The organism is Xanthomonas sp. BRIP62415, assembly GCF_003993515.1.
Lineage (GTDB): Bacteria > Pseudomonadota > Gammaproteobacteria > Xanthomonadales > Xanthomonadaceae > Xanthomonas > Xanthomonas euroxanthea.
On record NZ_QEZH01000029.1, the window covers coordinates 142895 to 167023 of the forward strand.

Genomic DNA, 24129 nt, shown 5'->3' on the forward strand with positions numbered 1-24129 from the left:
GCAAACTGCGTGCGCGGTCCTTCCCTTCATGAAACTGTATACGTAGTATTGAAAGGGATCGCCGGCCCTGGTGATTGCTTTCACATGTTATATGACCGTTAACGCGATCTTCACTGAAGCCGGCTTAATCTGCGCCCCGATGGCTCTGGATGTGACGAGCATCTTTACCAAGAACAACGCCTCTATCGGTTTTATCTCCCAAAGAAGGAGCTGTATACACATGAACAAGAAAATTCTCACTGCCGCGTTGCTCGGCGGTCTGGCGGTTGCCCAGGCTGCTTCCGCGCAGGAGTTCGATGACCGTTGGTACCTGACCGGTAGCGCTGGCTTCAACTTCCAGGACAGCGATCGTCTGACCAATGACGCCCCGTTCGTCACCCTGGGTCTGGGCAAGTTCGTTAGCCCGAACTGGTCGATCGACGGCGAGCTGAACTATCAGAACCCGAACTTCGATGCCAACCAGGACCAGAACTGGAGCCAGTACGGCATCTCGTTCGACCTGCGTCGCCACTTCATCCAGGAAGGCCGCGGCTGGAACCCCTACCTGCTGTTCGGTCTGGGCTACCAGCGTTCGGAAGAAGAGTTCGACGCCACCCCGAACCCGGTTTCGCCGGGCCAGCAGAAGGACGGCAACTTTGCCGCCAAGGCTGGTGTCGGTCTGCAGACCACCTTCGACAAGCGCGTCGCCGTGCGTGCCGAGTTGGCCTACCGCGCTGACTTCAACGACCAGAGCGTTGCTGCTCCGCAGGAAGACTGGTTCGGCGACGTGCTGGCTTCGGTCGGCGTCGTGATCCCGCTGGGACCGGCTCCGTCGACCGCTCCGCCGCCGGCTCCGGCTCCGGTTGCCCCGAGCTGCGCAGACCTGGATGACGACGGTGACGGCGTCAACAACTGCGACGACAAGTGCCCGGCTTCGCAGCCTGGCCAGACCATCGGTCCGGACGGTTGCCCGGTGCCTGTGTCGATCGACCTGAAGGGCGTGAACTTCGACTTCAACAAGTCGACCCTGCGTCCGGACGCCGTCTCGATCCTGAGCGAAGCGACCGAGATCCTGAAGCGTTACCCCGACCTGAAGGTCGAGGTTGCCGGTCACACCGACTCGAAGGGTACCGACGCGTACAACCAGAAGCTGTCCGAGCGTCGTGCGACCACCGTGTACGACTACCTGACCAAGAACGGCGTCGATGCGTCGCGTCTGGTTGGTCCGATCGGCTACGGCGAGAGCCGTCCGATTGCTCCGAACGCCAACCCGGATGGTTCCGACAATCCGGAAGGCCGTGCGAAGAACCGTCGTACCGAGCTGAACGTCCAGAACTAATTGGACCGCTAGCTGTTGCATACAAAACCCGGCCTTGCGCCGGGTTTTGTCTTTGTGGGAACCGGAAATCTGTACCCGGACAGTGCAAATCCTGTCTGCGTTGCCATCCAGGCACGCTTCCGGTTGAAACAGCGTTCATCGCTGCCTACACTCGCCGCGTCAACACCACACTCATACTGGAAGAACCCGATGCTGCGTACCGCTACGGCTGGATTGCTCTGTCTCGCCCTGATTCCCGCCGCCTACGCCGCTCCGAACTGTGCCGGCAGCACGGTGTCCCAGCCGCTGCCGTTGCCCGCCACCGTCATTGCGCCGGCGGCCGCCGAGTTCTACACCCGTAGCGTGCAGCTGGGCATGCCCACTGGCGTGCTGGCACAGCCTTACACCACCGAGCAGTCGGTGGACCGCGTGTTGCTGCGTCTGCGCGTGGAAGGCTGCCAGGACCTGGCCAAGGTCATTCCGCCCGGCGGCACCGTCAATCCGAACGATCCGGCCGCCTACAAGGCCACCACCGCATTCGACAACACGCCGTGGCGCTTTGACATGAGCCAGAACGGCAAGCGCATGACCGCCGAAGAATTCGACGCCTGGATGAAGGCGCGCGGCGTGCGCGTGGTCAAGGCGCGTCCGGTGGCTGCGCCGGCGCCGGCTGCTGCGGCAACCGCAACGCCCGCGGCCGACGCCAAGTCGGTCGAAAACAAGTAAGCAGCGCGGTCGGGACGGCATGACCCGGCGGCCTGCGCCGGCGACGTCCCGGCAGCGCACGCGTGGTCCGGCGGGCGCGTCGCGCGCCGCCGGCATGACCACGGCGACCAGCGCGCCGCGCCACGGGCTGGCGCGCGTGCTGTCCAAACTGGGCGTGTGTTCGCGTACCGAAGCGGCGCGCTGGATCGCTGCAGGGCGGGTCAGCGTGGCGGCACGCGTGGTGCACGATCCCGAATATCCGGTCCGTGCCGACCAGCAGTCCAGCATCCGCATCGACGGACACCCGTTGGCCGGGCCGGCGCGGTACTACCTGATGCTCAACAAGCCGCGCGGCGTGGTCACCACTGTGCGCGACGAGCAGGGCCGGGACACGGTGTATCGCTGCTTCGATGGCGCCGGCCTGCCGTGGATCGCCCCGGTCGGGCGATTGGACAAGGCCAGCGAAGGCATGTTGCTCTTCAGCAACGACCCGCAATGGGCAGCGGCCGTGACCGACCCGGCGACCGGGCCGGACAAGACCTATCACGTGCAGATCGATTGCCGCCCGAGCGCTGCGCAACTGGCGCAGCTGCAGGCCGGCGTGGTCGATCCCGACCCGGACGGCGAGGGCGTGCTGCTGCGCGCCAGGCGGGTCGGCGTGCTGCGCGAGGGCGAGCGCAATGCGTGGCTGGAGATCGTGCTGGACGAAGGCCGCAATCGGCAGATTCGCCGCTTGCTGGCGGCGGTGGAGATCGGCGTGCTGCGGTTGGTGCGGGTGGCGATCGGCTCGCTGGCGATGGGCGAGCTGGGCAAGGGGGCGTGGCGGATGCTCAGTCTGGAGGAAGTCAGCGCGCTGACGGCGGCTCCCGCCAACGCACCAGGCGCGCGCTGAGCAAGGCGCTGACCACCTCCACGGCGCGGGCGTCGCCGGCACCGTTGGCATCGTGGCGACGGCCCTTGGCGTGGTTGCAGCCGGCACAGGCCAGGGCGAGATTACGCGCTGCATTGGCATCGTCGTCGACCAGCGCGCATAGCGCTGCCGCCGCGCGACGGCCAAACCAGGCCTGCGGGACCACGTGTTCCAGCGTGGTGTGCCCGAGCGGTTCGCCATCGGCGCGCAGCTGCAGGCGCCGACGGCAATGCAGGCAACGGGTTTCCCAGTTGCCGTCCAGCAGGTGCGCCTGGGTATCGGTCTGCGCCGCCAGCAGCAGCCGTTGGCGCAGTACCGTGCGCATCAGTCCTTGATGACGCCGAGTTCGCGGCCGATCTTGATGAACGCGTCGATCGCCTGATCCAGCTGCGCGCGGGTGTGCGCGGCACTGATCTGGGTGCGGATGCGCGCCTGCCCCTTGGGCACCACCGGGAAGAAGAAGCCGATTGCGTAGATGCCTTCTTCCAGCAGGCGCTCGGCGAACTTCTGCGCCAGCGGTGCGTCGTAGAGCATCACCGGGCTGATCGGATGCACGCCGGGCTTGAGGTCGAAGCCGGCGGCGGTCATGCGCTCGCGGAAATAGCGGGTGTTGTCGACCAGTTGCGTGCGCAGCTCGCCGGCGGCTTCCAGCATCTCGAAGGCCTTGATGCCGGCGGCCACCACGTGCGGCGGCAGCGAGTTGGAGAACAGATACGGGCGCGAGCGCTGGCGCAGCAGTTCGATGACTTCGCGCCTGGCGGTGGTGAAGCCGCCCAACGCACCGCCCATCGCCTTGCCCAGCGTGCCGGTGATGATGTCGATCCGGTCCAGCACGCCCTTGACCTCGGCCGAGCCGCGGCCGGTGGCGCCAAGAAAGCCGGTGGCATGGCATTCGTCGATATGCACCAGCGCGTTGTATTTGCGGGCGAGGGCGGTGATCTCGTCGAGCGGGGCGATGAAGCCGTCCATCGAGAACACGCCGTCGCTGGTGATCAGCTTGGTCTTGCAGCCAGCCGCATCGGCGGCCTGCAGCTGCGCTTCCAGATCGGCCATGTCGCAATTGGCGTAGCGGAAGCGCTTGGCCTTGCACAGGCGCACGCCGTCGATGATGGAGGCGTGGTTGAGCGCATCGGAGATGATCGCGTCCGCTTCGCCGAGCAGCGGTTCGAACAGGCCACCGTTGGCATCGAAACAGGCCGCGTAGAGGATGGTGTCCTCGGTACCGAAGAAGTCGGCGATGGTGCGCTCGAGCTGCTTGTGCAGATCCTGGGTGCCGCAGATGAAGCGCACCGAGGCCATGCCGAAACCGTGCGTGTCCAGCGCGTCCTTGGCGGCCTGGATGATGTCCGGGTGGTCGGCCAGACCCAGATAGTTGTTGGCGCAGAAGTTGAGTACGCTGCGGCCATCGGCCAGGGTGATCCGGGCCGACTGCGGGCCGGTGATGATGCGCTCGGACTTGAACAAGCCCTGGGCCTGGATGGTGTCCAGTTCGGCGGCGTAATGGGCGGTCAGCGCGGCGTGAGCGTGGGTCATGGCGATCGCAGTGGCAAGAGACGCATGATTTTAACGATCACGGTGGCATACCACTACGTCATGCAAAATCGGCATAAGGCGCGGCCTTGATGTCATTTCACCGCCTGCGTGCCGCTGCGCAGCATGGCATGCTTGCTGTTCAGCTGCGCCCCAACGGTTTGGAGATTGCTGTGACCCACCCCCGCTTCCGTCTTGTATCGACCGTGTTGTGCAGCCTGCTGGTCCTGGCCGACCAGGCGGGCGCGCGCGACATCGGCTTGCTCAATGTCAGTTACGACCCCACCCGCGAGTTCTACCGCGACTACAACAGCGCCTTTGCCGCGCAGTGGAAGCAGCAGCATCCGCAGGACACCGTCACGGTGGAGACCTCGCACGGCGGCTCCGGTAAACAGGCGCGCGCGGTGATCGATGGCATCGAAGCCGACGTGGTGACGCTGGCACTGGCTTACGACGTCGATGCGATCGCCGAAAAGGCCAAGCTGATCGACAGCGACTGGGAAAAGCGCCTGCCCGACAACAGCGCGCCGTACACCTCGACGATCGTATTCCTGGTGCGCAAGGGCAACCCGAAGAACATCCACGATTGGCCGGACCTGCTGCGCTCGGGCGTGGCGGTGGTGACGCCCAACCCCAAGACCTCCGGCGGCGCGCGCTGGAACTACCTGGCTGCCTGGGCCTACGCCGACCACATCTTCAAGGGCGACCGCGAGCGCATCATGCGCTACATGCAGGCGTTGTTCCGCAACGTCCCGGTGCTCGATACCGGCGCGCGCGGCGCCACCACCACGTTCGTGCAGCGTGGCATCGGCGATGTGCTGCTGGCCTGGGAAAACGAGGCGCTGCTGGCGCGCGAGGAGCTGGGCAAGGACAAGTTCGAGATCGTGGTGCCGAAGCTGTCGATTCTGGCCGAGCCGTCGGTGGCGCTGGTCGACAAGAACGTCGACAAGCACGGCACCCGCGATGTGGCCGAGGCGTATCTACGCTACCTGTATGCGCCGGAAGGGCAGAAGCTGGCGGCCAAGCATTTCTATCGCCCACGTCACCCGGAATTTGCCGACCCTGCCGATCTGGCACGGTTCCCGGACATCAAGCTGGTGACCATCCAGGACGCGTTCGGGTCGTGGGACAAGGCGCAGCAGGAACACTTCGCCGACGGTGGCGTGTTCGACCAGATCCAGGCAAAAAAGTAGGCGATGCAGATGTCGGTTGCACCCCACCCAGCGCCGGCACCGCGCCGACGCGTCATGCCCGGGCTGGGCTTGAGTCTTGGAATCACGCTGACCTGGCTGGGACTGATCGTGCTGATCCCGCTGCTGGGCATCTTCATCAAGACCAGCGGATTGGGCTGGGACGGCCTGTGGCGGGTGTGGAGCGAGCCGCGCGTGCTGTCGGCGTTGCGGGTGAGCTTCGGCACCGCGTTTGCGGCCGGCGCCTTCAATGCGGTGATGGGCACCTGGGTGGCCTGGGTGTTCGTGCGCTACAACTTCCCGGGCAAGCGCCTGTTCGATGCGGTGATCGACCTGCCGTTCGCGTTGCCGACCGCGGTGGCCGGCATCGCGCTGACCGCCTTGTACGGCGGCAACGGCTGGGTCGGGCGCTGGCTGGAGGCGGTCGGCATCAAGGTGGCCTACACCCAGCTGGGCATCGTGCTGGCACTGGTGTTCGTCGGGTTGCCGTTCGTGGTGCGGGTGGTGCAGCCGGTGCTGGCCGAGAGCGAGCGCGAACTGGAAGCGGCCGCCGCCACGTTGGGTGCATCGCGCTGGCAGACCGTGTGGCGGGTAGTGCTGCCAGGGCTCTGGCCGGCGGTCCTGACCGGGTTCGCGCTGGCATTCGCGCGCGGCGTGGGTGAGTACGGTTCGGTGATCTTCATCGCCGGCAACCTGCCAAATTCCACCGAGATCGCGCCGCTGCTGATCACCATCCGGCTGGAGGAATTCGATTATGCCGGCGCCACCGCCATTGCCGCGGCGATGCTGCTGCTGTCGTTCGTGATCCTGCTGGTGGTCAATACGCTGCAGGCACGCCTGCTGCGCTATCAACGGAGGACTGCATGAACGATGCTGTCTCGCCGCTGCCCGCCATGGTGCAGACCCGCCAGATGACCGAACAGGCGCGCCGGATCACCGACTCGGCCACCAACGAGCCGCGCTGGGTGCAGTGGCTGATGATTGTGGGTGCGCTGCTGTTCCTGCTGACGTTTCTGCTGCTGCCGCTGGTGCTGGTGTTCGCCGAGGCGCTGCGCGGCGGCTGGGAGACCTTCCTGCGTGCGATCGTCGACCCGGATGCGCTGTCGGCAATCAAGCTCACCCTGATCGTCACTGCCATCGTGCTGCCGCTGAACCTGGTGTTCGGCGTGGCGGCAGCGTGGGCTGTCAGCAAGCACCGGTTCCCCGGCAAGCGCTTGCTGATCAGCCTGATCGACCTGCCGTTCTCGGTATCGCCGGTGGTGGCCGGCCTGATCTTCGTGCTCATCTTCGGCCGCAGCGGCTGGGCATGGCCGTTGATCGACGAAGGCTGGCGGCTGCAGCTGCCGTTTTTTGGCGAGTTGCTGGTCCAGTTGCCGCGCATCGTGTTTGCGCTGCCCGGCATCGTGCTGGCGACGACGTTTGTCACTTTCCCGTTCATCGCGCGCGAGCTGATGCCGCTGATGGAGCAGCAGGGCAGCGATGAGGAGCTGGCCGCACTGAGCCTGGGCGCGAATGGTTGGCAGATGTTCTGGCGGGTGACCCTGCCCAACATCCGCTGGGGCCTGATGTATGGCGTGTTGCTGTGCGCGGCGCGCGCGATGGGCGAGTTCGGTGCGGTGTCGGTGGTGTCCGGGCATATCCGCGGGCGCACCAACACGCTGCCCCTGCACGTGGAAATCCTCTACAACGAATACGCCTACAGCGCCGCGTTTGCGTGTGCCTCGTTGCTGGCATTGACTGCGCTGCTGACGCTGGCGCTGAAGACGTACCTGGAATGGCGGCACGGCGATTCGCTCGCCGCCAACCACCGACATTGAGGTGAACATGGGCATCCGCATCCACCGCCTGCGCAAGCAGTTCGACACGTTCACCGCGCTGGACGACATCACCCTGGACGTGCGTCAGGGCGAGTTGCTGGCCTTGCTGGGGCCGTCCGGTTCGGGCAAGACCACCTTGCTGCGGATCATGGCCGGGCTGGAGCATGCCGATGGCGGCCAGGTGCTGTTCGGCGACGAAGACGCCACACGCATGAGCGTGCAGTCGCGCCGGGTCGGTTTCGTGTTCCAGCACTACGCGCTGTTCAAGCACATGGATGTGTTCGAGAACATCGCCTTCGGCCTGCGGGTGCGGCGCGGCGCCGAGCGCTGGGCAGAAGCACGCATCCGCGCACGCGTGGAAGAGCTGTTGGCGCTGGTGCAGTTGCAGGGCCTCGAGCGACGCTATCCCACCCAGCTGTCCGGCGGCCAGCGGCAGCGCGTGGCGCTGGCGCGTGCACTGGCGATCGAGCCGCGCGTGTTGCTGCTGGACGAGCCCTTCGGTGCGCTGGATGCGCAGGTGCGCCGCGATCTGCGCCGCTGGCTGCGCGAGCTGCACGAGCGCACCGGCCTGACCACGGTGTTCGTCACCCACGACCAGGAAGAAGCGCTGGAGCTGGCCGACCGGGTGGCGATCCTCAATCGTGGCCGTATCGAGCAGCTCGACACGCCGGCGATGATCTACGACAAGCCAGCCTCGCCGTTCGTGTACTCGTTCGTGGGCGCGGTGAACCGCATTCCGGGTGTGCTGGCGCAAGGCCAGATCCAGGTCGCCGGGCATGCCTTGCCGGCAGCCAATGCCGCGTTGGCGGCCGGCCCGGTAGAGGTCTACGTGCGGCCGGAAGATCTGGTGCCGGACGATGCCGGCTGGCCGGCCACGGTGGCCTGGTCGCAGCGCAGCGGGGCGCGTCTGCGGCTGCGCGCCACGCTGGAGCCGGCAGGCAACGAGGTGGAAGTGGAACTGCCGGCATCGGCGGGGAGCTTCCAGCCTGGACAGCAGCTGCGGCTGGCAGCGCGGCATTACGGTGTGTTTCCGGTCTGATTTGAGCCGGGATTCGGGATTGGGAATTGGGGATTCGCAAGAGCGAAGCGAATCCCTGCTAATCCCCAATCTCCAATCTCCACTCCCGGCCCATCAAGATTCCGCGCGGGCGGTCGATGAGACAGGACGCTGACCGGCGTCATCTGCTCTCAAGCTTGTGCGCCAGGTCAAGCGAGCGCGACTTGTCTGTTGCGCTGCAATGACGGTTGGACTAATAAGGCATGGCAGTCCCGCCTCGCGCAATCCGACCGCCCATCGCTCCAGGAGATGTCCATGAAGCCGTCCTCGCTCGCGTCTTGTCTGTCGTTGCTGCTGCTTGGTGTCGCGCCGTTGGCACAGGCGCAGGACGAAGAAGCCTCCGCTTCCCCCTTTAGCGGTACCTTTGCGGTGACCAGCGACTACCTGTTCCGCGGTATTTCGCAGACCAATGAGGAGCCCGCCTTCCAGGCCGGGCTCACCTACAAGACGCCGTTCGGCCTGTACATCGGCACCTGGACCTCCAACGTCGACTACGGTGCCGGCGACCCGGATTGGGAAGTGGATGGTTTTGTCGGCTACAACACCGACCTGGGCACCAACTTCAATTTCGATGTGATGGTCAATCGCTACCAGTATCTGGGAGCGGGCGCGTCCAATTACGCCGAGCTGATCACCAAGACCACGTTCCTGAAGACCTATAGCCTCACCGTTGCCTATACCAACGATCTCTATGGCACCAAGACCGATGGTTACTACTACGCGCTGGATGCCAACTGGTCGCTGCCACACGACTTCACCTTCGGCGCGCATGCGGGGCACAGCGTCTATACCTCCTCGCTGAGCCAGGTGGACCACGACTACAACGACTTTGGCGTGAATGTCGGCAAGGTGTTCGGTCCACTGGGTCTGAGCGTGGGCTATTACGACACCAGCGAAGCGGCGGAATTCGGCTTCGGGCGGCAGAATTCGCAGAACCATCTGGTGGCGACTGCGACAGTCACCTGGCCGTGAGGGCAATCGCCTGAACGGCGGTTTTGACGATCTGGCTATGGGGTGATGAGGCGGGAAGAGTCGATGCTCGGACTCCTAGGTGCCCTGAAGTTGAAAGACCCCAAGACTCAAATTGCGTTTGTCTTGTCTTTAAGTGATTGCAACGTGCGGATGGATCACTTGCAGATGCAGAGCCGCTGATCTGCTGCCTGGCTGCAGGGCCCTTGCCCGCCCACCGACGCGGGACACGCCGCAAGTACGTCCTGGTAGGCTCTTACGCGGCATCCATGCCGCGTAAGGTCCCGCGACGGTGAGTGGGCAAGGACCAGTTGAGATGGTCGGTGCGTGGTTGCAAGCAGACCATGGCGTGCATCGTCCGGATCACCTTGCGTCCGACAATTTTCCCGTCGCGCGCTGGGCAACGGGCGGACTGCCAACAAGCAATCTATGGAACTCTGGGCGTCTCAGCGCCTAGCAATAAGCGTGTTTTTCTACCTGACCACCGACTAACTTATTGGTGCAGTGAGGCCGCCGCGCCCTCGACCCACTAAGCTTTGCTTGCGTTGCCTGCGCGCTGAAAACGGACATGCAAAAGGCGCCTCGCGGCGCCTTTTGCGTTGAACGTATTGGCCGGTCAGTTCCAGCTCAACACGACCTTGCCGGCCTTGCCTTCTTCCATCAGGTCGAAGCCCTTCTGGAAGTCGTCGATCGGCAACTGGTGGGTCAGCACCTTGTGCAGCGGGAAGCCCGACAGCACCAGTTGCGTCATCTTGTACCAGGTCTCGTACATCTTGCGGCCGTAGATGCCCTGCACGGTGAGACCCTTGAAGATGATCTTGTCCCAGTCGCAACCGGCGCCGCGCGGCATGATGCCGAGCATGGCGATCTTGCCGCCGTGGTACATGCAGTCGAGCATGTCGTTGAAGGCGCGCGGGTTGCCGCTCATTTCCAGGCCCACGTCGAAGCCTTCCATGTGCAGGTCGGCCATGACGTCCTTGAGCGAGGTCTTGGACACGTTGACCACGCGCGTGGCGCCCATGTCGGCGGCCAGCTTGAGGCGGAAGTCGTTGACGTCGGTGACCACCACATTGCGCGCACCGATGTGCTTGCAGATGCCGGCGGCGATGATGCCGATCGGACCGGCGCCGGTGATCAGCACGTCCTCGCCGATGACATCGAACTCCAGCGCGCAGTGCGCGGCGTTGCCGTAAGGGTCGAAGAACGCGGCCAGCTCGGAAGGAATCTGGTCGGGGATGGGCCACAGGTTGCTGGCCGGCATCACCATGTACTCGGCGAAGGCACCGTTGACGTTGACGCCGATGCCGACCGTGTTGGGGCACAGGTGCGGGCGGCCGCCGCGGCAGTTGCGGCAATGTCCGCAGACGATGTGGCCTTCGGCCGACACGCGCTGGCCGACCTGGTAGCCGGTTACCGCCGAACCGAGCTCGGCCACGCGGCCGACGAACTCATGGCCGATGGTCAGGCCGGGGGTGATGGTGCGCTGGCTCCACTCGTCCCACAGGTAGATATGCAGGTCGGTGCCGCAGATCGCGGTCTTTTCCAGCTTGATCAGCACCTCGTTGGGGCCAGGGCTGGGAACGGCGACCTGCTCCAGCCAGATGCCCTTGTTTGCTTCGCGCTTGACCAGCGCCTTCATCGTCTGCGCCATCTGGCGGGACCTGCTGAGTGAAAGTAAGGCGGCGATTATATGCGGCGCGCGGTGAGTGCATGTGGCGGTGCAACAGCAATGGTCCCGTGCGGTCGGGGGCGGCGGTGGCGCTGGGTTGGTTGGTTGGCGGTATGTGTTTGTTGCGGGGCGGTTGCCCCCATCCGCCCTTCGGGCACCTTCCCCCGCAAGCGGGGGAAGGGCGGGAAGTCGAGAAACAGGGAAGTCAACAAGCAGAAGAGTCAATAAGCAGGCAAGGCAACAAGCAGGGAAGGCAACAGGCAGTGAACTCGAGGCTCAGGGAAGCCAACAAGCACGTAAGTCAACAAGCAAGCAAGTTGCAGTGCAGGAAGGGCCACCGCAGCGGGGCGATGCGATCGACGCCTTGCGTGAATGCGTCGGTGTCCATGCAGGGAGGGCAGACACGCAGGGAAGGCAGAAAGGAAAAGCGGGGAAGACAGAAGAGAATCAGGAAAAACAAGGAAAAGCTGGGGAGACAACAAGCAGATGAGGCCGAGATACGGAGCGGCCGAGCAGGCGTGAACGCGTGAAGCCCCGGAAAAGTAACTTGCCGACCTGCTCGAGGTATCGGGGACTTTCGGCATGCCTTCTCCCGCATGCGGGAGAAGGTGGCGCGTAGCGCCGGATGAGGGCGCCTTAGGTGGTGCAGAGCTGCTTAGAACTTCACATCCAGGCTCATGAAGTACTGGCGCGGCGCGCCGACCACCATGGTCTGGTTGTAGCCCTGCGGATCGGAGGCCACGTAGCCGTTGGTGCCGGTGCTGGCGAAATAGCGCTTGTCGGTGAGGTTGGTGATGTTGAGCGCCAACGCCACATCGGCCACCCCGCCTACGCGACCGAAGTCGTAACGCGCGCCCGCATTGAACAGCCAGTACGAGGGCACCTGCGAATCGTTGAGGAAGGTGATGTAGCGCTTGTCGACATACTTGCCGTCCAGATCCAGGCGCAGGTTGCCGAGTTGGTAGCTGGCGCTGGAGGAGAACATCAACGCGGGGATGCCGACCACGTCCTTGCCGGAGGTGGCGACCACGCCGTTGTTGAGGTAATCGTCCTGGTAGCGCGAGCGATTCCACGACAGCGAATTCAACCAGCTCAGGCCTTCCATCGGACGCCACATCAAGGCCAGATCCGCACCTGCGCTATGCACGGCACCCACATTGCTCAGGATCGCCGCGCAGGTCTGCACCGCGCTACATGGCGAGGTGGTCAACAAGCGGTTGGAGAACTTGGTGAAGTAGGCGTCGGCCGACAGCTGGAACTGCGCATCCTGCACGCGGTAACCCACCTGCACGGTCTGCGATTCTTCCGGCTCCAGCGTGGAGCGGCTGCGGTCGAACGCCGCCTGCGAGGTGCCGAACGGGGTGAAGCCGAATGCGGCGATGTTCTTGCTGTAGGAGGCGTAGATGTCCTGGCGTTCGTCCAGCTTGTAGTTGATGCCAACCTGCGGCAGGAAGTTGTCCTCGGCGCGGATGCGGCCCTGTGCCAGCGCGGTGGTCGGCACCAGGGACTGCGCACGCGTGGTGGTGCTGAGCGCCTTTGCACCGTAGTTGATGGTCAGGCGGTCGTCGAGCAGGCGCACGCTGTCCTGCAGGTACAGCATGCGGGTCTGGGTGGTGTAGCGCTGCAGGAAATCGCGGCGGAACGGCGCCTGCACTTCGTACACGTTGTACAGCGAGGTATAGCCCTCGTTGCCGAGCGCGAAGTAGTTGCGCTGCTGCGTGGTACGTGCGTTTTCCGCCCACAGGCCCACTTCCAGATCGTGGTTGCCCCACGACCATTTCAATGCACTGGTGCCGCCGTAACGATCCAGGCCGTAGTCGGTGGTGCGCATCGACAGCGGAACCTGCGCAGAGGTCGGTACATACGGCGTCACCCACTGACCTTCGCCTCGATTGCCGTGGTAGTAGCCGGTGGCATCCAGCGTGGCGCCGCCGAACACGAACGTGCCCGACAAACCGGCCAGGTTGTCGCGACGCAGACCGCCGCCGGCGTAGTAGCTGGCGTCGAGCCAGCTGTAATCGTCGGGCAGCCCGGCCAGCGATTGCGGATAGCCGTTGGCCACGCCGCTGGTGGCACCGGTGGTTTGATATGCACGTGCCATCTGCACCGCGGTGGCCCAATCCGGCTGCAGATAGTCGTGGTCCCAGCCCAGCGCGCGCTGGCTGGTCAACGACAGGTCCATGTAGTCGTATTCCTTGCGCCGCGAGGTATCCACGAACAGGCTCAGACGGTTGCCATCGCCCCACTGGTAGACGGTCTTGAGGTTGGCCTGCTCGGATTGCTGGTCGCCGAAGCCTTTCCACTTGTCGGTGCTGGCATTGGCGTAGGACAGATACGCCGACAGGCCATTGCGGTCGCCGGTGTCGCCGCGCACGAAGGTGCGCCGCGTGGCATCGCTGCCGACCGTCTGCACCAGGCGCAGGCCGGGCGCGGTCTGCGGATCGGCCGAGTAGAACTGCATGGTGCCGCCGAGGTTGGTGTTGGACGCAGTCCCGAGCGCACCGGCGCCTTGCGCGATCTCCACCGAGCCGAGGTTCTCCGAAATGATGGCGCGGGTGATGTGCAGGCCGTTGGTGACGCCGTAGCTCATGTTGCCGAGCGGAATGCCATCGAGCGTGTAGCCCAGCCGGCTCTGGTCGAAGCCATGCAGGGTGACCTGCGTGGACCACTCGTAGGTGCCGAACGGATCGGCCGACTGGAACTGCACGCCCGGCAATTTTTCCACCGCCTTGAAGGCGCTGCTGCCCGGTGTCAGCTGCTCGATGTCCTGCCGGCTGATGCGCTGGACCTGGCGGGTGCTGCCTTGCGACACCACATTGATCGCGTCCAGCTGGGTGGCATTGGCGGCGGCATCGGCCACGGTGGCCGGGGCATCGGCTACCGGTGCCTCTGCAACGGCAACCGGTGTGGCCGCAGATGCGATGACCGGAAGCAGCGCGGCCAGGGCAAGCGCCAGCGGAGTGGCATGAAAGCGACGAGCGGAAGTCATGGGGGAATCCTGTTCAAGCACGGCTGAGGGCGACGCACGGTGCAAGACCGGCGTTTCGCGACGCAGGGTGTCAACGACGTATGAAACATTGATGACGGTGGCTGTCGCAAAACTGTCGTGCTTGACCGCTATACGTGTCCTACCCGGCCGCAGTGCGCGGCATGTACACGTATTTCTCGCAGGTTCCGTAGCCATGACGTCTTCCCCCTCGCGCCGCGATTTCCTCAAGCGCGTCGCCGCGCTGACCGCCGCCGGCGCCCTGCCGTCCTCGATCGGCCGCGCACTCGCGCTGCCTGCCAACTCGCGCACCGGCACACTGCGCGACATCGAGCACGTGGTGATCCTGATGCAGGAGAATCGCTCGTTCGATCATTACTTCGGCACGCTGCGTGGCGTGCGTGGGTTCGGCGATCCGCGTCCGTTGCAGCTGCGCGACGGCCACCCGGTCTGGAGCCAGCCGGCCGCGGATGGACGCCGCCTGTTGCCGTTCGCCTTCGATTCGCAAAACACGTCCGCGCCGTTGATCAAGAGCCTGGATCACTCCTGGAAAGCCGGCCACGGGCAGGACCCGGCGCGCTGGGCCGAGTACGACGCCTGGGTGCCGTACAAGGGCGAATTGACGATGGGGTATTTCCAGCGTCACGACATCCCGTACTACCACGCACTGGCCGATGCCTTCACCATCTGCGACGGGTATTTCTGTTCGTTGCACGGGCCGACCAATCCCAATCGCATGTACCTGTTCACCGGCACCAGCGGCACCAGCGTGGGCAATCTCGGCGCGCAGGTGGTGACCAACGCCGACGACGGCAACTGGACCGCCGACATGGCACGCGACAAGCCCGGGTATGCGGCGATGGACTGGACCACCTACGCGCAGCGCCTGCAGGCCGCAGGCGTGGATTGGCGCGTGTACCAGGAGTACGACAACTTCGGCTGCAACTCGCTGGCGTATTTTTCGCACTATCGTGATCTGCACCCCGACGACGAACGCTATCGGCGTGCGCGTGCCTGCGTGCCCGGTTCCACCGCCGACAACGCCGCCACCACGCAGGCCGAGCATCTCATCGCCGCGATCGCCGCCGACGTGCGGGCCAACCGCTTGCCGCAGGTGTCCTGGATCGTGCCGCCCACCGCGTACTGCGAACATCCGGAAGCGCCGCCGGCCTATGGCGAGTCGCTGGTGGCGCGCCTGATCGATGCGCTCACCGCCAACCCACAGGTGTGGGCCAAGACCGCGTTGATCATCAACTACGACGAGAACGACGGCTTCTTCGATCACGTGCCCGCAGCGTTGCCGGCGCTGGATGCGCGCATGGGGCGCAGCAACGTCGACACGCGCGGGGAGGTCTACGCCGGCGTGCCGATGGGCTTGGGCATCCGCGTGCCGATGCTGGTGATCTCGCCCTGGACGCGCGGCGGCTGGGTCAATTCGCAGGTGTTCGATCACACCTCGGTACTGCGGTTGCTGGAACGCCGCTTCGGCGTGGCCGAACCCAACATCAGCCCGTGGCGCCGGGCGGTCAGTGGCGATCTGACCAGCGTGTTCGATTTCCGCAAGCCGGACGATTCGGCAGTGAGCGCACTGCCGTCGGTCGACGACTACCGCGCGCGCACCGCCGCGGTGCGCGACAAGCCGCTACCGGTGGCGCCGACCAGGGCCAGCATGCCGCGCCAGGAGCCGGGACAACGTCCGGCACGTGCATTGCCGTACGCCTTGCAGGTGCATGCGCGCGTGCAGGGCGAAGGTGGCGTGCAACTGCAGTTCGTCAACAGCGGCGCTGCGGCGGCCGCGTTCAATGTCTACACCAGCGCTGCAAGCGGCGGCCCGTGGTACTACACCGTGTTGCCCGGCACCCAGCTGGACGATGTGCCGGTCGGCGCTGCGCACAACGGCGCCTATGCGCTGAGCGTGCATGGCCCCAATGGGTTCCTGCGCGAATTTGCCGGCGACTTCGCTGCAGCCGGAACGCAATCGGCAGCGCCGTGGCTGCAGGCGCGGCAGGACGGCGAGATGCTGGTGCTGGACATCGGCAACGCCGGGCGGCAACCGTGCACGCTGCAGCTGCGCGCGCTGGACTATGCAGACCCGGCCGTGCGGTCGATGCACCTGGCCGCAGGTCAGCGCCAGACCGTGCGGCTGGCGCTTGCAGCCAGTGATCACTGGTACGACGTCGTGCTGGAACAGCCCGGAACCGCGTTCCGCCGCCGGCTGGCCGGGCATCTGGAAACCGGCAGGCCCAGCCGCAGTGATCCGGCATTCGGGCGCGCCTGAGCCGGTGTCGTGGTTCGCCGGTGATCGAGGCGCAGGGCAGGCTGGTTGCCCCGGCCTTTTGATGGCAACCGGAAGTCGGTGAGCGGCAGCTGGATCTTCGATCCGGCGATGACTCGCATCGTCGCCGTGGATCGCGGTGGTTGCGCTGGGTCATGACGGAAGTGGCCCCGGCACCGCCACCGCTGCAGCACCCCGGCCTGCGCTGACGCGGGCGGCCGGCACCGCAGCGGGAGGGGTTATCATGCGCTCCCGTTTCGCTGCGGCGAGCCGGCCCCTTCCCCCAAGGAATCTCTCGCGCATGCGCATCCTGCTTGCCCGTCACGGCGAGACGCCGTGGAACGCCGAAGGCCGCTACCAGGGCCAGATCGATATCCCGCTGTCGCCGGTCGGCGAAGGCCAGGCGGCCGCGCTCGGCGCGCGTCTGCAGTCGTTGGAGATCACCCGCGCGGTGGCCTCGCCGCTGTCACGCGCGCAGGCCACCGCCAGGCTGGCGCTGGGCAGCGCGCGCGAAAACCTGCTGCAGACCGATGCAGACCTGCAGGAAATCGCCCACGGCGAATGGGAAGGCCTGCTGGCCAGCGAGATCAACGACAAGGATCCGGCACGTCTGCGCGCCTGGCGCGACGAGCCCGATACCGTGCTGATGCCCGGCGGCGAATCCCTGCGTCAGGTGCTGGACCGCAGCTGGCGCGGCCTGGCGCGCGCGGCCGATGGCCTGGGCGCGGCCGACACCTTGCTGGTGGTCGCGCACGATGCGGTCAACCGCGTGATCCTGTGCAAGATCCTGGGCCTGCCGCTGTCCCGGCTGTGGACCTTCCGCCAGGCGCCGACCACGCTCAACCTGCTCGAAGGCGAGGACGTGGATCACCTGGAAGTGGTGCGCCTGAACGACTGCGCGCACCACACGCCGTTCTTTGGCGAAGCCAAGCATCGGGCGCTGTAAGGCAACGCCCGGCAAGGATGCAGGATCGCGCTGTGGTGCGTCATCGCCGGACCATCGCCAACTGGCCCAAGGTGCTTCGGTGCGCTGTCTTGGGCAGTGTGTGCGGCCTGTTGGCGCTAGCGGTGTTTTCCGACTTCATTCCCGCACCGTTTCTTTCGGGTCGAAACTGGGTAGCGCCGATGGTGCTGCTGGGAGGCGCATTGACGGTGCTGATCTTTGCGCCGGCCTATCGCATCGGCGGATGGAAGGCGGTCTTCGGTACGCAGCCGCTGAACACGGTTCTGGCGATCTGCCTGGCGCCGCCGCTGTTGGGATTTCTGTGCTGGCTCGTACTGGCTCTAGGGGCGCCGTGGGTGTACACGCGTATGGCCGGTGTCGATTTCAAGGAAACGCATGTGATGCAGGTCGAGTACTTTCAAAGCGGGCGTTCGTGCAAATACCGATTGCGTGGCGGGCCGCTGGAAAATCGGTTTCCCGGCCATCTGTGCGTCAGCGAGGCGCTCTATCGTCGGCATCTCGATCAGCAGGTGACCGTGGTGTTGACCGGCCAGCGCTCGCTGTTGGGAATGCGGGTTGCAGCGATCGAAGACGCCCGGTGATCGGGACGTCCGACACAGACAATTGGAGTCGGCAACGACAGGCGCATGCGCCTGGGCAAGATGGCGTCGTTTGTCCGACGACGTGAGGGCCTGAAAATTCGCGATAATGCGGTTCTTCCTGCGCAGTCCCCGCCGTGAACGCAACCGACTCCCTCTCCGACTGGCTCGTCTATATCGAGCAGCAGCATCCAAGCACCATTGCCATGGGCCTGGAGCGCGTGCGCGAGGTGGCGGCACGTCTGCAGCTTGCCGCGCCTGCCAGGCACGTCATCGTGGTCGGTGGCACCAATGGCAAGGGGTCCACCGTGGCCTTCATCGAGGCGATCGGGCGCGCCGCCGGCTGGAAGGTGGGCAGCTACACCTCGCCGCATCTGCTGCGCTACAACGAGCGTGTGCGCATCGATGGCGTTGATGCGAGCGATGCCGCGCTGGTCGAGGCATTTGCGGCGGTCGAGGCAGTGCGCGGCGACACCACGCTGACCTATTTCGAATACGGCACGCTGGCGGCGCTGTGGCTGCTGCAGCGCTCCGCGCTGGACCTGGCGGTGCTGGAAATCGGCCTGGGCGGGCGCCTGGATGCAGTCAATATCGTCGATTCGGATGTGGCGGTGATCACCACCGTGGATATCGACCATACCGATTGGCTGGGCGAAGACCGCGAAGCGATCGGCGCCGAGAAGGCCGGCATCATCCGCGCCTGGAAGCCGGTGGTGCTGGGCGAAATCGACCCGCCATCGAGCGTATTGCGGCGTGCCTACCAGCTGGGCGCCAACGCGATCCGCGCCGGCAGCGATTACTTCTTCGAGCCGATCGAGGCGCAGCATCCGGAAGCGCCGCAGTGGCGCTGGCGCGATGTCGCGGTGACGCTGGAACTACCGATGCCGGCCCTGCACGCGCCGGTGCAGCTGGCCAATGCGGCCGCGGCAATTGCCGCGCTGCAGGCCTTGCCGGAAGCGCTGCCCGATGCCGCGTGGGCGCAGGGAATTTCCAGCGCGCAGGTGGTCGGGCGATTGCAGCGCTGTGACGTCGATGGCGTGCAGGTGCTGCTGGACGTCGGCCACAACCCGCAGGCCGCGCGCGCGCTGGCCGATGCACTGGGCGCGCAGGCGCACACGGGCAGCACGCATGCCATCTACGCCGCACTGGCGGACAAGGACGTGCTAGGCGTGGTGGATGCGGTGGCCACGCAGGTCGACCACTGGACCCTGGCCGGGCTGGACGGCGCGCGTGGGCAGTCGGCGCAGGCCTTGCAGGCCCGTCTGCAGGGCAGTGCGGCAGCGCAGGCGGTATGTCACGGCGACGTGGCGGGCGCATTGGCCGCAGTGCTGGCGCAGGCCGCCCCCGGTGATCGGGTGCTGGTGTTCGGCTCGTTTCATACCGTTGCCGACGCGCTAAACGCACTTCGTTCATTCCACCCGGGGCGGTAGCCCGGCTGCGGCCTTATAATCGCCGCGGCACCCCGCCACGCCGCCTTTCGTCTCTCTACGTGGATACTGCTCTGAAACAGCGACTGATTGGCGCCATCGTCCTGGTGGCGCTCGCCGTGATCTTCCTGCCGATGCTGGTCAAGGGCCCTGCGCCATCGAGCGGCGTGGCCGACGTGCCGCTGGAGGCACCTGCCGCACCGGCCAATGGCGAGTTCGAGACCCGCGAATTGCCGCTGGTCACCCCGGGCGATGCGCCGGCCGGTGGCGCGCTGGGCATGCGCGGTGCCGCCACCGCGCCGGCCGCGGTGCAGGACAACCCGGACGCGGCCGATCTGGCCAACCCGTCCAGCGCGCCGTCGGCACCCGAGGTGGCGGCCGGCAACTACGCGGTCAACTTCGGTGCCTACGCCACCAGCGCCGATGCCGACGCGGTACTGGCGCGGCTCAAGCAGGCGCAGCTGCCCGGCTTCAGCGAAAAGACCCAGATCAACGGCCGCCCGGCCTGGCGCGTGCGCGTGGGGCCGTATGTCGATCAGGTCCAGGCCGAAGCGGCGCGCCTGCAGGCGGTGAAGGTGCGCAGCGATGTCAACGCCCAGGTGGTGACGCTGGATGCCAACGCCGCCGCGCCGGCGCCGGCAGCCAGCACGCCGGCGCCCGCAACGGCCGCCAAGCCGAACAGCAGCGTGGCCGCCGCCGGCACGACCGCCCCGACCAAGACCGAAAGCCTGCCGCCGGAGCCGGCCAAGCCGGTGGCCACCGCGCCCACGCTGGCCGAAGCGCCCAAGCCTGCCCCGGCCAAGCCGGAGGTGGCGAAAACGGAGCCGGCCAAGCCCGAGCCGGCCAAGCCGGTCGTCGCGGCGCCCGCCGCGCCGGCAGCCAGCTCGGTCGGCTTTGCGGTGCAGCTGGGCGCCTTCGGTCGCGCCGAAGACGCCGACGCCTTGCGCGACCGCGTGCGCGCCGCTGGCTTCAGCGCCTTCGTCGAACAGGTGCGCACCGACAAGGGCGCGCTCAACCGCGTGCGCGTCGGCCCGGTCGCCAATCGCGGCGATGCCGAACAGCTGCGCGCGCAGGTGGCGGCCAAGGTCGGCATTTCCGGCATGGTGCGTCCGCATCCGTAAGCCACTGCGCCGCCATCGGGCGGGCGCGGTCAGTGCCGAGGATCGGCAGTCGGGTGGTTCGCTGCGTGGTGCGGCTCGCCCGCAGCACGCCGTGTCACCGTTTCGCGTGGTATCGCCGGCGGCGAGCGGATTCCTGATCGCCTCACACCCATGGAGGGGAGCGCAATGAACACCGAGCCAGGTTGGACCAGCGGCGTGCGCGCCGCGCGGAGAAGTGGGCAATGATCGACATGGTGCTGGGCGTCATCATCCTGGTATCGGCGCTGCTGGGCCTGCTGCGCGGGTTTGTCGCCATCGTGGTCGGCACGCTGTCGTGGTTGCTGGCCGGCTGGGCGACGTTCCAGTTCGGCGGCCCGGCCGCGCGCTGGATTGCCGATGGCAAGCATCCGTCGGCCACCGAGTCGTTCGGCGGCTACGCGATGGTGTTCGTCGGCGTGCTGATCACCGTGGCGGTGATCGGCATGGTGATCCGCGCCGGCGTGGATGCGGTGCGCCTGGGCGGGATGGACCGCATGCTCGGCTTCGGCCTGGGCCTGGTGCGCGGCGGCTTTCTGGCCAGCGTGCTGGTGCTGCTGATGAGCTTCACGCCGCTGCCGCGCGAGCCGGCCTGGCGCCAGTCGATGCTGATGCCGATGCTGTCGCCGGGCGCGAGCTGGATGCGGGCGCAACTACCGGCCTGGCGGATGCCGTCGATGGACATGCCATCGATGGAACTCGGCAACCTGCCAACGGAGTTGGGGAAGTTGCCCTCGGCAGGCGATAATACGGACCTGGGCAAGGCGCTGTCCGGGTCCGGTCTGAGTGACACCATCACGCGTGCGCTTGGACAACCCGGCAAAGCCGCCAGCGACGGACGCAATCCGGCGCAGGCGATGCCGGCCAATATCGATCCGGCGCAGGTTCGCGGCGGAGAAAGCGACCCGGCTCGGGTCGAGCCCCAAGGCCAGGCACGGCCCCCTTCACAGTAACGGCGCAAGCCGTAGCGGAGAACGCGCACCATGTGTGGCATCGTCGGTATTGTCGGCAACCAGAACGTCGCCGGGCAGCTGTATGACGGCCTGACCGTCCTGCAGCATCGTGGGCAGGACGCCGCAGGCATCGCCACCGCAGACGGCACGCGCCTGCGCGTGCAAAAGGCCAACGGGCTGGTGCGCGATGTCTTCGACGAGAAGAAGATGGCGGTGCTGGAAGGCCGTGTCGGCATCGCGCATTGCCGCTATCCGACCGCAGGCTCGGAAGGCATGGACGAGGCGCAGCCGTTCTACGTCAACTCGCCCTACGGCATCGCGCTGGCGCACAACGGCAACCTGATCAACACCGAGGCCTTGCGCCAGCAGGTGTTCGAGGCCGACCGCCGCAACATCAACACCGATTCGGACAGCGAAGTGCTGCTGAACGTGTTCGCCTACGAGCTGGATGCGCAGCGCATGCTCACCCCCGAGGCGGCGATCCGCGCGGTGGCCGGCGTGCACCGCCGCTGCAAGGGCGGCTATGCGGTGGTCAGCGTGGTGCTGGGCCTGGGACTGGTGGCCTTCCGCGACCCGCACGGCATCCGTCCGCTGGTGCTGGGCAAGCGCGAGCACGCCGAAGGCACCGAATACATCGTCTCCTCCGAATCGGCTGCCCTGGACATCCTCGGCTACCAGCGCGTGCGCGACCTGCGCCCCGGCGAGGCGATGGTGATCACCGCGCGCGGCGAGCTGTTTTCGGAAGTCTGCGCCGCGCCGACCGTCAACGCGCCGTGCATCTTCGAGTATGTGTACTTCGCGCGCCCGGATTCGATGATCGACAACATCTCGGTGCACAAGGCGCGCATGCGCATGGGCCTGAAGCTGGGCGAGAAGATCCTGCGCCTGCGCCCGGATCACGATATCGACACCATCATTCCGATTCCGGACACCTCGCGCGATGTGGCGCTGGAGATGTCCAACGTGCTCGGGGTGAAGTACCGCGAGGGCTTCGTCAAGAATCGCTACGTGGGCCGGACCTTCATCATGCCGGGGCAGGGCGAGCGGCAGAAATCGGTGCGGCGCAAGCTCAATCCGATCCACCTGGAATTCCGCAACCGCGTGGTGCTGCTGGTCGACGATTCGATCGTGCGCGGCACCACCAGCCGGCAGATCGTGCAGATGGCGCGCGATGCCGGTGCACGCAAGGTGTATCTCGCCTCGGCCGCGCCGCCGGTGCGTTACCCCAATATCTACGGCATCGACATGCCGGCGGCCGAAGAGCTGATTGCGCATGGCCGCAGCGAGCTGGAAATCCAGGAATTCCTCGGCTGCGACTGGCTGATCTACCAGGATCTGGAAGACCTGGAAGTGGCGGTGCGCGAAGGCAATCCGGACATCCAGCAGTTCGATTCCTCGTGCTTCAACGGCGAATACATCACCGGCATCGAGCCGGGCTATTTCGAACGCATCCAGCAGCTGCGCTCGGACGATGCCAAGAAGCGTCGCCGCGCGTAAGGGTCTGCGCTAGCGCTGCAGGCCGGCGTTCCCCAGGCATGGCATGGCGTCCCTGTGCCATGCGGACCGGCTGCGTGGTGATGGCGTCAGCTGGCTGCAGCCGGGCGCGACATGGCGTGCGCTGCGGTGGTGCGGCAGTTTCGCCGGCCGCTGTGGATGTGCGCAGACCGAACATGCGATGGCGGCGTCGGGATGGCGATCGCCGCTGCAGCGTGAAGCGCCAACTGCCGGTGTTGTCGGCCCTGCGGTTTATCGCAAAGACGGAGTGATGGACACGATGGATCTTCTGCAAGCCGCACATGCCTGCCTGCAGGCGGCCGATCCGCTGGAGAAGGTCGCATTGACGCAGCGGCATGCGGCCGCGTTCCGCGTCGGCACCCTGCCGCTGCCATCGCCGCAGGCGGCGCCACCGCAGCCGATCCGCATGCCGGGCCGGCCTGCCAGGCCGGTGCTGGTGCATCCGCGGCAGCTGCCGCGGCGTGGGCTGGGCAGCCTGGAAGGGCGCGCCGCCTTTATCCACGCCATCGCGCATATCGAGCTCAACGCCATCGATCTGGCCTGGGATGCGGTGTATCGCTTCCGTGGGCTGCCGGAGGCGTTCTATGCCGACTGGGTTGGCGTGGCCGATGACGAATCGCGCCACTTCATGCTGCTGCGCGCGCGGTTGCACGCACACCACCACGACTACGGCGACTTCGCCGCGCACAACGGCCTGTGGGAAATGTGCGAGAAAACCGCGCACGACGGCCTGGCGCGCATGGCGCTGGTGCCGCGCGTGCTGGAAGCGCGCGGGCTGGATGTGACGCCGGCGATGATCGTCAAACTGCGTTCGCTCGGCGATACCGCCACTGCCGAGGTGCTGGACACCATCCTGCGCGAGGAAGTGGCGCACGTGGCGGCCGGCTCGCGCTGGTACCGCTGGTATTGCGCGCAGGCCGGCATCGAGCCGCGCGCGCGCTTCAAGGCGCTGCTGCACGAGTACGCCGGCGGTTACCTGCACGGGCCGTTCAATCTGCAGGCGCGGCTGCTTGCCGGCTTCGACGAGGACGAACTGGCCGATCTGGTGGAGCAGGCCGGCTGAGCAGCCGGTGGTGGGAGGCGTGGGCCGTAGTTGCACGCTCGCTCGAGCGCCGTAGGCGGGCAGATCGAATCGGCCCCTACCGATGCCG

General features: G+C 66.2%; 20 protein-coding genes and 1 pseudogene. 17 read left to right on the forward strand and 4 right to left on the reverse strand.

Features of this window, described 5'->3' with window-relative positions:
- Positions 1 to 220 precede the first annotated feature (220 nt).
- From EO141_RS14795 to EO141_RS14805, 3 genes are all read left to right on the forward strand, one after another.
- A complete protein-coding gene (locus tag EO141_RS14795) occupies positions 221 to 1318 on the forward strand; it encodes an OmpA family protein (protein WP_104532906.1) in 1098 nt (365 codons plus the stop codon).
- A gap of 189 nt (positions 1319 to 1507) precedes the next feature.
- Positions 1508 to 2023 carry a hypothetical protein gene (locus EO141_RS14800; RefSeq protein ID WP_024938551.1) on the forward strand — a complete coding sequence of 172 codons (516 nt, stop codon included), beginning with the start codon at positions 1508 to 1510 and terminating at the stop codon, positions 2021 to 2023.
- A gap of 19 nt (positions 2024 to 2042) precedes the next feature.
- Positions 2043 to 2894 carry a pseudouridine synthase gene (locus EO141_RS14805; RefSeq protein WP_127169543.1) on the forward strand — a complete coding sequence of 284 codons (852 nt, stop codon included), beginning with the start codon at positions 2043 to 2045 and terminating at the stop codon, positions 2892 to 2894.
- Here EO141_RS14805 and EO141_RS14810 read toward each other — a convergent pair.
- Together EO141_RS14810 and kbl are read right to left on the reverse strand one after the other, a co-directional pair.
- A complete protein-coding gene (locus EO141_RS14810; protein WP_127169544.1) occupies positions 2848 to 3237 on the reverse strand; it encodes an HNH endonuclease in 390 nt (129 codons plus the stop codon). The two genes, EO141_RS14805 and EO141_RS14810, sit on opposite strands and share 47 nt — an antisense overlap.
- Positions 3237 to 4445: a glycine C-acetyltransferase gene (gene kbl / locus EO141_RS14815; RefSeq protein WP_127169545.1), complete on the reverse strand. Its 1209-nt coding sequence runs from the start codon at positions 4443 to 4445 to the stop codon at positions 3237 to 3239. Before kbl ends, EO141_RS14810 begins: the two co-directional genes overlap by 1 nt.
- Before the next feature lie 89 nt (positions 4446 to 4534).
- Between kbl and EO141_RS14820 the strand changes: the two genes are divergently transcribed.
- The 5 genes from EO141_RS14820 to EO141_RS14840 all read left to right on the forward strand — a co-directional run bounded on the left by EO141_RS14820 (position 4535) and on the right by EO141_RS14840 (position 9478).
- Positions 4535 to 5635 carry a sulfate ABC transporter substrate-binding protein gene (locus EO141_RS14820; protein WP_164739230.1) on the forward strand — a complete coding sequence of 367 codons (1101 nt, stop codon included), beginning with the start codon at positions 4535 to 4537 and terminating at the stop codon, positions 5633 to 5635.
- Between the two features lie 3 nt (positions 5636 to 5638).
- Positions 5639 to 6499 carry a sulfate ABC transporter permease subunit CysT gene (gene cysT, locus EO141_RS14825; RefSeq protein ID WP_119129705.1) on the forward strand — a complete coding sequence of 287 codons (861 nt, stop codon included), beginning with the start codon at positions 5639 to 5641 and terminating at the stop codon, positions 6497 to 6499.
- Positions 6496 to 7449 carry a sulfate ABC transporter permease subunit CysW gene (cysW, locus tag EO141_RS14830; RefSeq protein ID WP_127169547.1) on the forward strand — a complete coding sequence of 318 codons (954 nt, stop codon included), beginning with the start codon at positions 6496 to 6498 and terminating at the stop codon, positions 7447 to 7449. The genes cysT and cysW overlap by 4 nt, the downstream gene beginning before the upstream one ends.
- Before the next feature lie 7 nt (positions 7450 to 7456).
- Positions 7457 to 8488 (forward strand): sulfate/molybdate ABC transporter ATP-binding protein, encoded by a 1032-nt coding sequence (locus EO141_RS14835; protein WP_104582473.1) that lies wholly within the window; start codon positions 7457 to 7459, stop codon positions 8486 to 8488.
- 273 nt (positions 8489 to 8761) lie between these two features.
- A complete protein-coding gene (locus EO141_RS14840) occupies positions 8762 to 9478 on the forward strand; it encodes a TorF family putative porin (RefSeq protein ID WP_127169548.1) in 717 nt (238 codons plus the stop codon).
- A gap of 613 nt (positions 9479 to 10091) precedes the next feature.
- Here the strand turns inward: EO141_RS14840 and tdh are convergent.
- Together tdh and EO141_RS14850 are read right to left on the reverse strand one after the other, a co-directional pair.
- The gene (gene tdh, locus EO141_RS14845) at positions 10092 to 11126 is read right to left on the reverse strand and encodes an L-threonine 3-dehydrogenase (protein WP_180496889.1); all 1035 of its coding nucleotides are present in this window, start codon (positions 11124 to 11126) and stop codon (positions 10092 to 10094) included.
- Positions 11127 to 11799: 673 nt separating this feature from the next.
- Positions 11800 to 14133 carry a TonB-dependent receptor gene (locus EO141_RS14850; RefSeq protein ID WP_127169549.1) on the reverse strand — a complete coding sequence of 778 codons (2334 nt, stop codon included), beginning with the start codon at positions 14131 to 14133 and terminating at the stop codon, positions 11800 to 11802.
- 193 nt (positions 14134 to 14326) lie between these two features.
- On the opposite strand from EO141_RS14850, the gene EO141_RS14855 reads away from it, so the two are divergent.
- From EO141_RS14855 to EO141_RS14890, 9 genes and pseudogenes are all read left to right on the forward strand, one after another.
- Positions 14327 to 16408, forward strand: coding sequence for a phospholipase C, phosphocholine-specific (locus tag EO141_RS14855; RefSeq protein ID WP_127169550.1), 2082 nt, complete (start codon positions 14327 to 14329; stop codon positions 16406 to 16408).
- A gap of 11 nt (positions 16409 to 16419) precedes the next feature.
- Positions 16420 to 16614, forward strand: a pseudogene (locus EO141_RS21725) (S46 family peptidase); the annotation flags it as partial.
- Positions 16615 to 16706: 92 nt separating this feature from the next.
- Complete coding sequence (locus tag EO141_RS14860) at positions 16707 to 17351, forward strand: histidine phosphatase family protein (protein ID WP_104582476.1); 645 nt, start codon at positions 16707 to 16709, stop codon at positions 17349 to 17351.
- Between the two features lie 89 nt (positions 17352 to 17440).
- Complete coding sequence (locus EO141_RS14865; protein WP_104582288.1) at positions 17441 to 17950, forward strand: hypothetical protein; 510 nt, start codon at positions 17441 to 17443, stop codon at positions 17948 to 17950.
- A gap of 134 nt (positions 17951 to 18084) precedes the next feature.
- Positions 18085 to 19377 (forward strand): bifunctional tetrahydrofolate synthase/dihydrofolate synthase, encoded by a 1293-nt coding sequence (folC, locus tag EO141_RS14870; protein ID WP_127169551.1) that lies wholly within the window; start codon positions 18085 to 18087, stop codon positions 19375 to 19377.
- A 59-nt stretch (positions 19378 to 19436) separates the two neighbouring features.
- A complete protein-coding gene (locus tag EO141_RS14875; protein WP_127169552.1) occupies positions 19437 to 20495 on the forward strand; it encodes an SPOR domain-containing protein in 1059 nt (352 codons plus the stop codon).
- 221 nt (positions 20496 to 20716) lie between these two features.
- Entirely contained in the window at positions 20717 to 21463 is a 747-nt protein-coding gene (locus tag EO141_RS14880; protein WP_126942406.1) for a CvpA family protein, read from the forward strand.
- Positions 21464 to 21493: 30 nt separating this feature from the next.
- Complete coding sequence (gene purF / locus EO141_RS14885) at positions 21494 to 22960, forward strand: amidophosphoribosyltransferase (protein WP_104582292.1); 1467 nt, start codon at positions 21494 to 21496, stop codon at positions 22958 to 22960.
- A 268-nt stretch (positions 22961 to 23228) separates the two neighbouring features.
- Positions 23229 to 24041: a ferritin-like domain-containing protein gene (locus tag EO141_RS14890; protein ID WP_206514808.1), complete on the forward strand. Its 813-nt coding sequence runs from the start codon at positions 23229 to 23231 to the stop codon at positions 24039 to 24041.
- Positions 24042 to 24129 lie beyond the last annotated feature (88 nt).

Bases quoted from the DNA above. Each gene is read 5' to 3' on its own strand.
- EO141_RS14795 (WP_104532906.1), top strand. From the start codon at position 221: ATGAACAAGAAAATTCTCACTGCCGCGTTGCTCGGCGGTCTGGCGGTT.
- EO141_RS14800 (WP_024938551.1), top strand. From the start codon at position 1,508: ATGCTGCGTACCGCTACGGCTGGATTGCTCTGTCTCGCCCTGATTCCC.
- EO141_RS14805 (WP_127169543.1), top strand. From the start codon at position 2,043: ATGACCCGGCGGCCTGCGCCGGCGACGTCCCGGCAGCGCACGCGTGGT.
- EO141_RS14810 (WP_127169544.1), bottom strand. From the start codon at position 3,237: ATGCGCACGGTACTGCGCCAACGGCTGCTGCTGGCGGCGCAGACCGAT.
- kbl (WP_127169545.1), bottom strand. From the start codon at position 4,445: ATGACCCACGCTCACGCCGCGCTGACCGCCCATTACGCCGCCGAACTG.
- EO141_RS14820 (WP_164739230.1), top strand. From the start codon at position 4,535: ATGTCATTTCACCGCCTGCGTGCCGCTGCGCAGCATGGCATGCTTGCT.
- cysT (WP_119129705.1), top strand. From the start codon at position 5,639: ATGCAGATGTCGGTTGCACCCCACCCAGCGCCGGCACCGCGCCGACGC.
- cysW (WP_127169547.1), top strand. From the start codon at position 6,496: ATGAACGATGCTGTCTCGCCGCTGCCCGCCATGGTGCAGACCCGCCAG.
- EO141_RS14835 (WP_104582473.1), top strand. From the start codon at position 7,457: ATGGGCATCCGCATCCACCGCCTGCGCAAGCAGTTCGACACGTTCACC.
- EO141_RS14840 (WP_127169548.1), top strand. From the start codon at position 8,762: ATGAAGCCGTCCTCGCTCGCGTCTTGTCTGTCGTTGCTGCTGCTTGGT.
- tdh (WP_180496889.1), bottom strand. From the start codon at position 11,126: ATGGCGCAGACGATGAAGGCGCTGGTCAAGCGCGAAGCAAACAAGGGC.
- EO141_RS14850 (WP_127169549.1), bottom strand. From the start codon at position 14,133: ATGACTTCCGCTCGTCGCTTTCATGCCACTCCGCTGGCGCTTGCCCTG.
- EO141_RS14855 (WP_127169550.1), top strand. From the start codon at position 14,327: ATGACGTCTTCCCCCTCGCGCCGCGATTTCCTCAAGCGCGTCGCCGCG.
- EO141_RS14860 (WP_104582476.1), top strand. From the start codon at position 16,707: ATGCGCATCCTGCTTGCCCGTCACGGCGAGACGCCGTGGAACGCCGAA.
- EO141_RS14880 (WP_126942406.1), top strand. From the start codon at position 20,717: ATGATCGACATGGTGCTGGGCGTCATCATCCTGGTATCGGCGCTGCTG.
- purF (WP_104582292.1), top strand. From the start codon at position 21,494: ATGTGTGGCATCGTCGGTATTGTCGGCAACCAGAACGTCGCCGGGCAG.
- EO141_RS14890 (WP_206514808.1), top strand. From the start codon at position 23,229: ATGGACACGATGGATCTTCTGCAAGCCGCACATGCCTGCCTGCAGGCG.